The 12,731-nt window shown below is 48.8% G+C and carries 10 protein-coding genes and 1 pseudogene; 8 read left to right on the forward strand and 3 right to left on the reverse strand.

The window, feature by feature from the left end; translation table 11 throughout:
• Nucleotides 1-88 precede the first annotated feature (88 nt).
• From B8987_RS09740 to B8987_RS09765, 6 genes are all read left to right on the forward strand, one after another.
• Nucleotides 89-1,360, forward strand: a complete 1,272-nt coding sequence (locus tag B8987_RS09740) for an aminotransferase-like domain-containing protein (RefSeq protein WP_084661386.1) — start codon at nucleotides 89-91, stop codon at nucleotides 1,358-1,360.
• A gap of 260 nt (nucleotides 1,361-1,620) precedes the next feature.
• Complete coding sequence (locus B8987_RS09745) at nucleotides 1,621-3,012, forward strand: purine-cytosine permease family protein (RefSeq protein WP_084661387.1); 1,392 nt, start codon at nucleotides 1,621-1,623, stop codon at nucleotides 3,010-3,012.
• Between the two features lie 4 nt (nucleotides 3,013-3,016).
• Entirely contained in the window at nucleotides 3,017-3,946 is a 930-nt protein-coding gene (locus tag B8987_RS09750; RefSeq protein WP_176213214.1) for a PfkB family carbohydrate kinase, read from the forward strand.
• A 315-nt stretch (nucleotides 3,947-4,261) separates the two neighbouring features.
• Nucleotides 4,262-5,755, forward strand: coding sequence for an SLC13 family permease (locus B8987_RS09755; RefSeq protein ID WP_084661389.1), 1,494 nt, complete (start codon nucleotides 4,262-4,264; stop codon nucleotides 5,753-5,755).
• A 41-nt stretch (nucleotides 5,756-5,796) separates the two neighbouring features.
• Nucleotides 5,797-7,638, forward strand: coding sequence for a PHP domain-containing protein (locus B8987_RS09760; protein WP_084661390.1), 1,842 nt, complete (start codon nucleotides 5,797-5,799; stop codon nucleotides 7,636-7,638).
• Nucleotides 7,580-8,119: a hypothetical protein gene (locus tag B8987_RS09765; protein WP_139793518.1), complete on the forward strand. Its 540-nt coding sequence runs from the start codon at nucleotides 7,580-7,582 to the stop codon at nucleotides 8,117-8,119. The genes B8987_RS09760 and B8987_RS09765 overlap by 59 nt, the downstream gene beginning before the upstream one ends.
• A 172-nt stretch (nucleotides 8,120-8,291) precedes the next feature.
• Here B8987_RS09765 and B8987_RS09770 read toward each other — a convergent pair.
• Nucleotides 8,292-8,908, reverse strand: a pseudogene (locus B8987_RS09770) (DJ-1/PfpI family protein).
• A 152-nt stretch (nucleotides 8,909-9,060) separates the two neighbouring features.
• Between B8987_RS09770 and B8987_RS09775 the strand changes: the two are divergent.
• Nucleotides 9,061-9,771 (forward strand): hypothetical protein, encoded by a 711-nt coding sequence (locus tag B8987_RS09775; protein ID WP_084661392.1) that lies wholly within the window; start codon nucleotides 9,061-9,063, stop codon nucleotides 9,769-9,771.
• 27 nt (nucleotides 9,772-9,798) lie between these two features.
• Nucleotides 9,799-10,572 carry a 2-phosphosulfolactate phosphatase gene (locus B8987_RS09780; protein WP_084661393.1) on the forward strand — a complete coding sequence of 258 codons (774 nt, stop codon included), beginning with the start codon at nucleotides 9,799-9,801 and terminating at the stop codon, nucleotides 10,570-10,572.
• A 195-nt stretch (nucleotides 10,573-10,767) separates the two neighbouring features.
• On the opposite strand, the gene B8987_RS09785 is transcribed toward B8987_RS09780, so the two are convergent.
• Both B8987_RS09785 and B8987_RS09790 read right to left on the reverse strand, forming a co-directional pair.
• A complete protein-coding gene (locus B8987_RS09785; protein ID WP_084661394.1) occupies nucleotides 10,768-11,961 on the reverse strand; it encodes a TlpA family protein disulfide reductase in 1,194 nt (397 codons plus the stop codon).
• A 26-nt stretch (nucleotides 11,962-11,987) separates the two neighbouring features.
• A complete protein-coding gene (locus B8987_RS09790) occupies nucleotides 11,988-12,689 on the reverse strand; it encodes a cytochrome c biogenesis protein CcdA (RefSeq protein WP_084661395.1) in 702 nt (233 codons plus the stop codon).
• Nucleotides 12,690-12,731 lie beyond the last annotated feature (42 nt).

Genomic DNA, 12,731 nt, shown 5'->3' on the forward strand with positions numbered 1-12,731 from the left:
TACTGTCAAAACAGTGGGCAACAGGATGATCTTTTAGGCCATGGGATGAACTCAAAGACAGCATGGATTAGAAAGGCGTGAGCAGAAAATGTCTGTATCAGAAATGAAATCCTCCTCTTCGCACAATTCCTTATTGTCCGGATCCACATTGGACTTTCAGCTTTCGAATCTTTTTGCCAGTGGTCTTGATTTTGCCAGGGGTATTGCAGCAAGCGACTTTACCTCCCTACCTGTCAATAAAGACGCGCAAATGATTGCTCTCGGTTTTGGGCTACCTGATCCGGAACTGTTTTCGATTGATGATCTGCGCGATGCCGCGGATAAGGCGCTACGAACCGATGGACTCAGGGCGTTACAATATGGAGGAGGATCCGGCATGGCACAATTGCCGGAATGGATTCGAACCATTCAGGCGGCAAGACGCCAAATTCCATGTCAGCCCGGCGAATTAGTATTGACTCATGGCTCGTCACAAGCCATGGACCTGATTGCCCGGGTCTTTTTGAATCCCGGAGATGAAGTCTGGTTTGAACGGCCGACATATTTCGGTGCGATTAAAATTTTTGGTTTACGGGGTGCTGTAGAACGCGATTTTCCCATGGATGAGGACGGCCTGATTGTCGATGCTGTCCAGGAAGAATTGGCCCGTCGTCGCCGAAACGGTGAACCGTTACCCAAATTGTTTTATACCATCCCGAATTATCAAAATCCTAGCGGTCGGTCGATGACCTTAGCCCGGCGCCAGCAACTTATTCATTTAGCACAACAATATCATTTCCTTATTGTCGAGGATGATGCCTATGGTGATTTGGGCTTTGATGGGGAAATGCTGCCAACTCTTCGCCAACTTTGTCCCAGTCACGTGCTGTATTTGAATACTTTCTCTAAAACCATCGCCCCGGGTTTTCGTGTTGGGTGGATTATGGCGCCAGCTGAGGCAGTGGCCAAGATCCGGGAAGTTAAGGCTGAAGGGGCAAATGGGGGATTTGTGCAAGAAGTTCTGAGCAGATTTTTAGAGTCCATTGACTATGAGGCTCACATTGCCCATCTAAAAACCCATTACCAAAGTCGACGGGATGCTATGTTGGAGGCTTTGGAACGCGATTTCCGGGCCCTTTGTGAATGGACGAAACCGAGTGGAGGATTTTTTGTCTGGCTGACATTACCGAGTACTACGAGACTTTCTCAAATGATGGCATTCAGTGAAAAGATGGGGGTCAGTTTTGTGCCCGGAACAGCATTTTATGTGGGCGATGGGGGTCAAAATCATATTCGGCTTAGTTTTTCTCTGTATCCTCCAGAAGCCATTACCGAAGGAATGAAGCGACTTAAGCAGTTGATCGAATCTGTACAGCCATAATTTTTTCTAAATGGGCCCATGAATTCTGATGAGCAAGCGGAGCATTCGTGTCTCCGCTTGTAATTTTTTTTGAAGGGCGACTTCCGCCATCCTATTATTGATAGGCAATATATTGACCATCTTTTTATTTAAAGAATTTTGTGGAAAATGATGAAATTATACGATGCCTTGCTCAGTCCGTGGCAAGATAAGCAAGAAAGATCAGACCAGATTTTCAATGCATTGATCTGATGATTTGTTAATAAGACGGTGTGATGTGAATGGATCGACAAGGCATGACGTTAAATCGTCCCTGGCATATTGAATTATCAGGAATTGAGCCCATTCCCGATTCGGAGCGGCATGGTCAAATTCAGGATTTATTTTGGATTTGGTTTGCTGGCAATTTGGGATTACTGGGTGTGGTGTATGGGGCGATGCTATCGAGTTTTGGACTCAATTTTTGGCAGGGACTTCTGGCTATTATTGTCGGGTCTTTATCGTTTTTGTTGGTGGGTTCATTTTCTGTAGCGGGACGGGATGGGGGTGTGCCCATGATGACGTTGTCCCGCTCAATTTTTGGTGTCTATGGGAATATCTTGCCGAATGTGGTCAGCTGGATTTCTTTGGTGGGATGGGAAACGATTACCGTTATTATCGGTACGCTTGGGTTAATGGCCTTATTTGGGGACGAGGGTCATGTATCTTACGGTACTTCCGCTGGCATTTCACTGAGCCTTATGGTCGGTGTAAGTATTATGGCCGGATTGTTAGGACAGGCCACGCTGGTGATTATCCAAAAGTGGGCGAGTTATCTGTTTGGCATCTTAACCTTGGTGGTGATTGGGTTTCTTCTGTCCCATACGGATTGGGCGCACTTGTTTCACCGTCCGGCGGGATCCTGGATCACGGGATTTGTGCCCGCGGTATCGATTATTATTGCGGGTACCGGATTAAGCTGGACCAATACTGCGGCCGATTACAGCCGATACCTTCCTCGAAGTGCCCGCGCCAAGACGATTGTGGTGGCTTCGAGTGTGGGAGGTTTTATTCCGCTTGTCTTGTTGATGGGAGTGGGCATGTTGGCGGCCACGACGGAGCCGCGATTGGCGACGGCTTTAAATCCCCTGACGGTGCTAGGTCGGGAGATGCCATCATGGATGACGATTCCCTATTTTCTCACCGCGGCCGGGGGATTGGTTGTGGAGGCCGATCTCAGTTTATATTCTTCGGGATTAAATTTGTTAAATTTATTTATCCCTTTTGCCCGTTACCAAACGGTGGTGCTTGATGCTCTCATCATGGTCACCGGCACGATTTACGTGCTATTCATTGCGAAGAACTTTCTTGGCCCCTTTGAAGCATTTGTAATCCTTTTGGGTGTGGGATTAGCGGCATGGGCTGGTATGTTTTTAGCCTTTCAACTGGTTGCCTATTTCCGCCGATTGCCCTTATATGTGGATGACGCCCATGTGCGCCGCATTCAGTGGCCAGCAACTTTCATTTGGATCGTCTCTGTTGGGATAGGTCTTCTCTATACTTCCTCTCCTTGGTTTTCTGGTCCTTTTGCGCAAGGAATCTTTGCGCATTCGAGCTTAGAGATTCTTATGACCTTTGCCATTAGCATGCTCGTGTATGGACTTTGGTTATGGAGTCATTCTCCTGCGAGGTAGACTGATGGATAAAAATGGACGGTTTGTGCTTATCGGGAGCATTATTATGGATATCCAACTTTTTGTGACCCACATCCCCCCTTCCGGAGGGGATGTGATGGCCTCAACTGCTATGTATTACCCAGGTGGCGGCTTTAATGTCTTATCGGCGGTGACACGGCAAGGAATACCGGCTTTATATGCTGGGCGCATTGGTCAGGGACCCATGGGTAAACGCATAAGAGAGGTACTGCAGCAAGAAGGCATTACTGCTCTTCATACCTATAGGGAAGGCAGCGATGATACCGGATTCGTTATCACCCTGGTTGAGCCCTCTGGGGAGCGTACGTTTGTCACGAGTCCTGGTATCGAAAGTCATATCCGGCCCGATGATTTGGTGGCGCTTAATTTAAGCCGCCATGATGTGGTCTATGTATCCGGCTATGATCTGCTTTATCCGGTATCGGGTGCGACAATTGCCGAGTATTTGACCATGATGAATGAGGAAATTCGCTTGGTTTTTGATCCCGGTCCTTTGATTGGTGACATTGCACCAGAACGCCTTGAATTCATGCGTCGCCGGGCTTGGCTTATCAGTGCTAACCGCGCAGAAATTTGCCAGTGGATGAATCAGCATGAAATTACCGAAGCAGCTGCCCTTTTAGCGTCACAACGTCCACCCCATTCGTTGGTCGTAGCCCGAGATGGTGAGAAGGGGGCATGGTTTGTCGACAATCAGGGACTTGTTCACGTCCCCCCGCGTCCAGCTCAAGTTGTGGATTTGACGGGAGCTGGAGATACCCATACAGGTGTTCTCGTCGCTTTTTTGATGGCGGGATGGTCTGTTTACGATGCGATTTGGGCTGCCAATATTGCAGCGTCCATATCGGTTGAAAAAAAAGGACCGGCCACGTCTCCTCGGCGAAAAGACATTGAAAGAATCATGAAGCGCTAGATTTTAGTATTTATATTGAGGATAGGGATAATGAGGGCGAGAAACTCCGTGTTTCTTGCTCTCTTTATTTTGAATAAAAAACCTTTCTCATTGTAATGATATTTCGGCAAAATAGGTTAATTATGAATTTTACTTCAAACAGGGTTGAGACTTAACTTGAATACATGCTATAAGTATAACTAGAATCATAACTAGTTACAAAGAACTAGTTATTAAGATTAGCAACTTGTGAGACAGCAGCAGAACCAATCTATCGATAAACCATACAATACCGATAATATATGGATCATATGGGTTGTCCGGGGAGGGGTGTAAATGGAAGGACTGTCGCCAGATTTAGAAGTAGTCCAGCAAGATTCGGGAACAGTGGAAATGCTTCCCGTCCGACATGTGGACGTTGCGTGGACGATGTGGGTGGGATTGGCGGCAGCGTTCGCCATTTTCTTTGCCGTATTGGAATGGCTTCCTCTCGGTTCTCAACTTGATATGCACCAACGGGCGACGTTGGCTGTCACTTTATGGGCTTGTACTATATGGATTACGGGTGCGCTACCTAAGGCCATATCGGGTCTGAGTATCCCGGTATTGCTTTATGTGAGTGGCGCAACATCGAAATCTGTAGCTTTTGCCGGATTTACGAGTAATACCTCGCTGCTTGTGATTGGTTCATTTTTGATTGCTTCTGCCCTAAATGCCCGTCACTTAGACCGACGCATCGCCTTAACCATTATGTCGTGGGCTAAACCCAAGATATCGAGTTTCCTGAAAACCTATATCCTCGCTCAAACCGCAACGGCGGTCATCATTCCGGCGATTGTTGCCCGTGCTGCGATCTTTCTGCCCATTGTGCAAGGTACCAATGCGTTATTGGAACCCGGGGAAAAAGGTCAACGGGCACGGCAGGCGATGACGATGAGCGCGGTGGGATTTGCGGCGGTATTTGCTGGACCGTTGTTTTTGACGGGGTCGATGCCTAATGTCATTGTCGCGCATCAATTAAATCATCAGGCTGGTGCCCACATTTATTGGTTTCAGTGGTTTTGGTTGAATCTCCCTCTTGCCGGGTTAATTCCCATTATGTATTTTTGGACCCTGCGCCATTTCAAAATCCAAGATGTGGGATTGCGTCATGGTCCCGAGACTATTACTACCGAACGGGCGAAGCTAGGCCCACTGAATCTGACGGATAAGCTGTCATTAGGTGTGGTGGCTCTCGCCGTTGTGCTCTGGGCAACTGGTCACTGGACGCATCTTTCAACGGGTTTGGTCGCGGTGGGTGCTGCCTGTCTTTTATTCTTGCCCGGTCTGTTATCAGGATATTGGCAGCGGATTGAACGGCATATGATGTGGGGAGTCTGGTTGTTGTTGGGAGGAGCGGTGTGTATGAGTAACGCCTTTACCGTAACCAAAACCAACGTATGGCTTTCCCACCAGCTTCAGCACTTTTTTCCCACGGCTGATTGGCTCGTGTTATTCATTTTGGCCATTGTGACCATGCAAATCTTACGCATTGGCATTGTTAGCAATGTGGGATCGATTGCCTTATTTACCCCCATTATCGTGACGTTAGCGATGACCTTACATTTAAATCCGGTGTCTTTTAGTATGGGCGTGCTGAACGTGGATTCTTATGCCTTGTTAATTCCGTTAGAAATTGAGGCGTGCCTCGTCGCCTATGCCTCGGGAGAATTTACCTTTGGCGAATTCTTCCGTGCTGGAGCGCCTTTAACCGCTATCGCCATCCTTTACATGGTCGTTGTCATGATCCCGTGGTGGGCTCTCATTGGTTATCCCATTTGGCAACCGTGATTTTTATCACCATTCTTCAATAAATTTAGGAGGGAACAAAGATGTCTTCACTGAAAAAAACGATGGAACTCACAACGTCCACGGGGGTTTCTGAATCTTTGCCAGGATTAGTAGGACCGAAAGGTACAGACCGGGGATTGCCCTTTTTAGGGCGTCTTGATTCCCGTGTGGAATCTCTTATCGCCGGAAGTTATCAGGAAATCGTCGTGGATTATGAAGTAGGGGCCTCTGGTATTGCCGATAGTGGGTGGTTGAAACTGACCTTTAAGTTTTATTCGGATTGGGCCCCGTTCCAAACTCATGATCCGAGTGGCGCCAATTATTTAAGCGCGGAATACGTGCTGTGTGATCCCTTGCCGGGACAAAGTCAAAGTACCGTCAGAGATTTGAAAGTCGAGTACTTGGTTAAAGGCCATGAGCGTCCCTATCAAAAAGCGGTGGTTGTACACGTCGTCGATGGATATCTTAAACCCGGCGATCATATTATCATTCGCTTGGGTGATCGCCGCTTTGGCGGCCCCGGCACGCGCATTCAAACTTTTGTTGAAAAAGACTTTAGAATGCGTGCCTACGTAGATGTTCTCGGCACCTCGCGGTTTGCAGAAATTGGTGATGTGGTTTTTGACATTGTCTCCGGCCCCCCTGAAAAGGTGGTGTTAACGGGTCCGCGTTGGAGTCGCCCGGATGCGTCGATTCCGGTTCTTGCCCGTCTTGAAGATCATTGGGGCAATACCTGTACGGATGAAAGTGGACCCCTCTCGATTTTTGTCCATCATGACCATGAAACCCAAGAGATGCCAGTAAAATTATCGGAAAAGGGATGGAGCACAACACGTGTAATGCTTCCGGTAAAGGCGGTGGGTGAATACCAAATCTCAGCCCGCTATGAAATGGAGAACCAAAGTCTTGAGGCCACTCCCATCTATCTTCTTGTCGATCCCACCTGTCCCGTGCCGCGCGCATATTTTGCTGACCTGCACGTTCACAGTAATCACACGGTAGGAACTAATTCCACCGAATATAACTTTAGTTATGGTCGGGATGTTGCAGGATTAGATATTTTAGGCTATACCGCCAATGATTTTCAAATTACTGATGCCGACTGGGCCCAAGATGTGCAGCTAGCCAATGCTTTTAGCCAAGATCATCAATTCATTTGCTTCCCGGGTATCGAATGGTGTGGTAATTCAGCTGCCGGGGGAGATCATAATGTTGTCTATTTGGGTGACAAAGCGGATATGGTGCGAGGGGTGGAATGGCATGAACATTTACGGGAGAGTATTCCCATGCCAGAAGCATGGCCTATTGACAAATTATATGAGGCTTATGCTAGTGATCCCGATAACTATTTACTGATGCCCCATGTGGGAGGAAGACGGTGCAATCTCGACTGGTATTATGAGCCTTTAGATCGATTGGTTGAAGTCCATTCGGCGTGGGGTTCCTTTCCCTGGTTGTTGGAAGATGCCATGCGCCGGGGCTATAAATTGGGGGTGGCAGCTAACGGTGATGAACATCGCGGACGTTGTGGAGGCGGTGTGCCGGGCACGGCAGTTTTTGGCACCAAAGGGGGATTAACAGGCGTACTAGCACCGGAACTGACCAAAAAGGCGGTCGCCAAAGCCTTGAGAGATCGGCACACATGGGCCACGACGGGAGAACATGTGGTTGCGCTAATGCGGTGTGGAACATACGTCCAAGGCGATGAGTGGGAGACCCGTGATGATGCGGTGGACGTGGAATATCAACTCTTGGGTAATCAGGGATGGGAATACATTGAGATCTTTAACGGAGTGACGCGGCTTCTAGAGCGTGATCTTCACCATGACCTGGGACTCAGTTCCAAGCGTATTCATCCGTTGGGAAGGAGCGAGAATCTTTGATCGCTACCGCTGGGCAACGTGGCGTGGAACCATTGACATTAAACGAGGGCATGTCGAGCGTTATGCTCCTTGGGGACTCGATCATCCAGCCAAAATTGTGGCATCGGAGGGACCGCGTCGTATGCGCTTTGATACGGATACCTTTGGTGATGCCGATGGCATTGAATTTTGGGTGAATGATGTCAAACGCATGGATTTTGCCATTCACGTTGAGATTCCTAATTTTAATGGGGGTACGACCATTGACTTGCATGTTAATGGGGAAATGCTCGAAACTCATAAGGGATCGGTATCGTTTGAGGTGGGGGGAATAGGACTCAAACTGGTTGTGGAGCAACTCACCGAGCAAGAACTGCCACGAGATATCAGGGGACATCTTCAGGTGGCCCTGCACCCGGGCCTAAATGGAATTTATCTGCGTGCTCGTCAACAAGATGATCACAGAGTCTTTACCAGTCCCTTGTTTATTACCAGGCAATAGGTCTAATGGTGCAAAAACCCGTGTGCGAGCGGGATGGTGATGTTGCTGGCTAAAAAGTGCCGGATAGAACAAAAATCGCAAATGGCCCTGGTGTTGTTTTACCAGGGCCATTTGACATATCTGGTCCAATTCCAGGGCATAGCATCCTAGCCATTTCGAAATATCATGGGCGTCATAATGACGTCAAAGAAGGCGTTTTCCCAGCCAATTGAGCCGAGAACTGCAGGTAAGTCGCAAGACGGCATGGCAAAGGGATTACGGGAGCTTTCTCTTTGAGCATGTTCATAAAAGCCCGCATCCACTGGGGGTGATCAGGCCAAGCCCGCGCTGAGACCATACGGCCATCAATGACGGCGGCTCCGTCAACAAACCGAGCGCCAGTGGCCTCTACATCAGATTTCAAGGCCGGGTAAGTGGCCGATGTTCTGCCGGTCATAACATGGGCCGCGGCTAAAGCGATCGGTGCATGACAAATTTGAGCGACGGGTTTTTCGGTCTGAAAAAAATGACAAAATCCGGGTCATTGCGAATATACTCGGGGGCACGTTCACCTGGGATAACGACGGCAACATATTCCTCGGGACGCACATCTTTGAAGGCGATGGGGGCTTCAATACGGTACCCAGGTGTTGTCAAACCCCGGTTCAAATCATGTAGGACGGTTTCGAGAACCTTTTTACTGGAAGCCGCAATGTCGACATCATAACCTTCTTCTTGAAATCGTTGAAATGGATACATGACCTCAAGGGATTCGGTGCCGTCGCCTGTAAGAATGAGAACGCGTGGCATCAAAGATGAAAGGCGCTCCAAGAGCGTCTGCCGCGTGCATGGCCATATGAATTAACACACCGGTTCGTAAAGGACCCGCTGACAATGGATGAAGCAGAAAATCTCGGTATCAGAGGTATAATACAAGACATATTGCACGAGGAGGACATAGTGTGCCAAAGAAAACGATTTACATTCGTGACACCGATATGCCCTTATGGGAACAGGCTGAGTCCCTTGCGACGGGGGAAAGTGTTTCGGCGATTTTAACAGAAGCGTTACAGCAATATCTCGAAGGCTTCCGGCCTGTCTATGCCACCATTAAGCTTCGTGGCGCATCTTTGGCATTTCGTGCCCGGGTTCATCCAGCCAGTGGAGGATGGCTCGTGGCAATCTCCGAGAAGTCAGACATGGTGAGGGCAATGAGTGAAGCGCAAATTGTCTTGCCTCAGAACATGCCCACAAAAGATGACGCCTGGCTATGGTTGGCACCGCATCAGATCGATTATATGTTCGTAGAATTGCCCTCGTCGTTAGGAAGTATGGACTTTCGAGAATATGCAAGAAGGGCGTGGCCGATTTTGGTGAAACGTCTGTTTGCCCAACAAACCCTCACCTATGGAGAACTAGGAGAACTTTTGGGAGGACTTCATCCCTACCGCCAAGTGCCTCAGGTGCTAGACATCATTGAAAAATGGTGTCTGGAACATGGTTATGGGGATTTGACGGCCATGGTCGTCAGTAAGACGACGGGTCTACCCGGCACGGATTATTGGCAGCAAAATGGCTGGGCGGGAATTCCCGTAGCCGAACAAGTGGAGCGCTGGAAAAAGGCGCAACAGCAGATGATTCAACAGCAGTGGCCCGAGGAAGCTCCCTTTTAACGTACACTAAATCACCCAGGTTGATTCATGTCTTATCCGAGAACCTCGGGGGAGGGGATTTCGATAAACGACGATATGTTTTCTCAAAGCGCCTATCCGATTCGCTTTGAGTGGGGACCAGAAGGTGTTGACCGTTTAGCACCTCTCTCAGGCGTGGTGGTTATTGTGGATGTGTTATCTTTTTGCACCTCCGTGGATATCGCCGTGTCAAAAGATGCCATGGTTTTTCCGTATCGGTACCACGACCAATCAGCTTCGGCATTTGCTCAATCTATTCATGCCTTGTTAGCCGACAAGCGTGGCCAGGGATTCTCGTTGTCTCCGAGTTCATTATTGTCGCTGCCTTCCCAATCGCGGATTGTTTTGCCATCGCCAAATGGCTCAACGTGTACAGTGCTCGCACAAGAAAACGGGGCTTTAGTCATAGCCGGCTGTCTACGCAACGCTAGCCAGGTCGCGGCTTTCATCAAGCGTCATTATGCCCATGAGACGATTAGTGTGATCGCATGCGGGGAACAATGGCCTAACGGCCGTTTACGGCCGGCGCTTGAAGATTTTCTGGGAGCGGGGGCCATTTTGAGTCAATTAGATCCCTGGGCACTGTCTGTGGAAGCTCAGGTTGCGGCCTGGGCTTTTCAAAACGCCCAAGCGAATTTGTCAAACATCATCATGCAGTCGTCATCCGGTCGAGAACTCACGGTCAAAGGTTTTACCGCTGACGTCTTGATCGCTAGTGAATGCAATGTGAGCACCGTGATTCCTGTGTTGAAAGATGGAGCCTATGTTGGGGCATCGTTATGATGTCGACTATGTATAGATGTCTTCCTGGGACAGATGTTGCACAGATGTCTAGCACGTATAGAAGATATGATTTGTAAGCAAATCCCCGTCCCTTGAGGTTTTTTGGTGGACGGGGATTTAAACTTATATCACCAGGCGGGGAGAAGCATACCATTCAGAACAAGATCTTTTTTGGAAACTGCCCCTTTTCCTCCGTTATGATGCGGACTTTGTCGCTGGCAAATGGGCACGAATATCTTGAATCAATGCATTCCAAGAAATCAGGCCCTCATGATACCACAGAATTCGACCCGATGAAGAAACTAACACTTGCGTTGGGATCCCAGAGACGCCGTACAAGTCGGAGATTTTGCCATGATTGTCGAGGGCGACGGGAAAGGGCAGATGAAGGCGGTTCGCATAGGCCACCACATGGGCTGTCGAGGATTCCGATAAACGTAAATCAATTGCCACAACCTGCGGATACTGGGGATGGCTTTTATCCCAGCGTTCAAGATGAGCGAGGGTGGGCATTTCTTCTTGGCAATCAGGACACCAGGTAGCAAAGAAATCGAGAAGGCGAATAGGGCTACCAGAACCTACACTCACTGAGCCACTCTTTCCCCCTGGCATGATGGCGGGAAGGGTAAATGAACGGTTGACGCTCTCGGAGGGACCAATGGTGGTGGGATAATAAGCGAGTTCACGGGCTGGGGGAATCGTCAAAGCCGGATGGCCCGGAAGTAAAGGGACCACGTGCTCAAGAATATTATGGACCTGCGCTCCAATGGCTTTGGTGGAGGTGCTCGGCGAATTCAAATAGACCCAATGTTCATGTCCATGAGGGCCAATGACAAAAACCCCTGGGGTATGACTGATTAAGGAACCGTGAATAATTTGGGTCTGCATAAAATAGTGATGCCATACCGACGTCAGTTCGCTTGGCGTACCCGTGAGAAATTGCCAGTTATGAAGCATATGATTGGCCTTTGAAAATTGGTAAACATCTTGTGTTGAGGTCGTTACCGGATTGGCATTAATAGCGACAAAGGCCACTTGATTTTTATGGGAACCCAGGTCATATTGGACGTTACGCATAATGACGGCCATCAAGGGACTGACGGTGTTGCCCGCACTATTGACAAAGCCCATAACTACAACTTTTCCACGAAATGATTGCATGGAGAACGGCTGGCCAAATTGATTAGTCAACAGAAAATTGGGGGCAGGAATATCCTTGATGGGAGCACCTGGATCGACGGACGCTGGTTGACTGGGTGGTGTCGATACCGAATTTGGGTTGGCTGCAGCAATATGAACGGACGACACGGCTTTGTACACGGCAAAGCCGACCGCCATTAAGACAGCGAGAATTCCCAAAGAAATTGACCATAAAGTTGTTTTACGCATAACGGAAAACCTCCACTTTACTTGCTTTAAGAAAAGACCGTTGACAGGCCGGGACCAAGAAGCCAGTACCAACCCAGATAGAAGGCGGCAGCAACCATAATCACCGCACTGAGCTTTTGCACCATCGGTGTAATTTGATTGATCACCCGTTCGACCACGCTGCGGGTGATGGCGGTCACGGTCGATAATCCGGTAATGACAGTGGCTACGCCCAGGGCAAATGCTCCATACACGGTCACTGCCGATGTGCCAGGATGGTTGAGGCTTTCACTCACCACTACCATAAAAACAGGAAGGCTACAGGTTAGGGAAACCATGCCATAACTCAGTCCGTAAGCGATAAAGGCGGGAGCACTACCCCGTTCAAAAGTGCGTTGTAATCCACTTAACGCTTTTGTACCGGGAATGGTGCCAAACGTTAGGGATCCCCGCCAGGTAAAAATGGCGAGAATGATTAGAAATAAGGCCATCAACAATGAAAAAATCGGGACGATTTGAAACAAGATATGACCAATCAATGAGAGCACAAGACTGGCCACTCCAAAAATCACCACGACACCGAATGACGTTAACAGCCCGGCTTTGATTCCCCCTGTCCATTTCCAGTGACCAGGATTTACACGTCCTGAAAGCAGATACAATAAATAGGATGGCAACAATGCGACCCCACAGGGATTAAAGGCGGTGACTAAACCCGCTGAATACGCTAATAACTCAGGAATCGACAAGAATCATAAACCCTCCTTGACACGGCAAATGTTTTCCGAAAA

Source organism: Sulfobacillus thermosulfidooxidans DSM 9293 (assembly GCF_900176145.1).
In the GTDB taxonomy this organism is placed as follows: Bacteria; Bacillota; Sulfobacillia; order Sulfobacillales; family Sulfobacillaceae; genus Sulfobacillus; species Sulfobacillus thermosulfidooxidans.

Bases quoted from the DNA above. Each gene is read 5' to 3' on its own strand.
- B8987_RS09785 (WP_084661394.1), bottom strand. From the start codon at position 11,961: ATGCGTAAAACAACTTTATGGTCAATTTCTTTGGGAATTCTCGCTGTC.
- B8987_RS09765 (WP_139793518.1), top strand. From the start codon at position 7,580: ATGACCTGGGACTCAGTTCCAAGCGTATTCATCCGTTGGGAAGGAGCG.
- B8987_RS09780 (WP_084661393.1), top strand. From the start codon at position 9,799: ATGTCTTATCCGAGAACCTCGGGGGAGGGGATTTCGATAAACGACGAT.
- B8987_RS09750 (WP_176213214.1), top strand. From the start codon at position 3,017: ATGGATAAAAATGGACGGTTTGTGCTTATCGGGAGCATTATTATGGAT.
- B8987_RS09755 (WP_084661389.1), top strand. From the start codon at position 4,262: ATGGAAGGACTGTCGCCAGATTTAGAAGTAGTCCAGCAAGATTCGGGA.
- B8987_RS09745 (WP_084661387.1), top strand. From the start codon at position 1,621: ATGGATCGACAAGGCATGACGTTAAATCGTCCCTGGCATATTGAATTA.
- B8987_RS09760 (WP_084661390.1), top strand. From the start codon at position 5,797: ATGTCTTCACTGAAAAAAACGATGGAACTCACAACGTCCACGGGGGTT.
- B8987_RS09740 (WP_084661386.1), top strand. From the start codon at position 89: ATGTCTGTATCAGAAATGAAATCCTCCTCTTCGCACAATTCCTTATTG.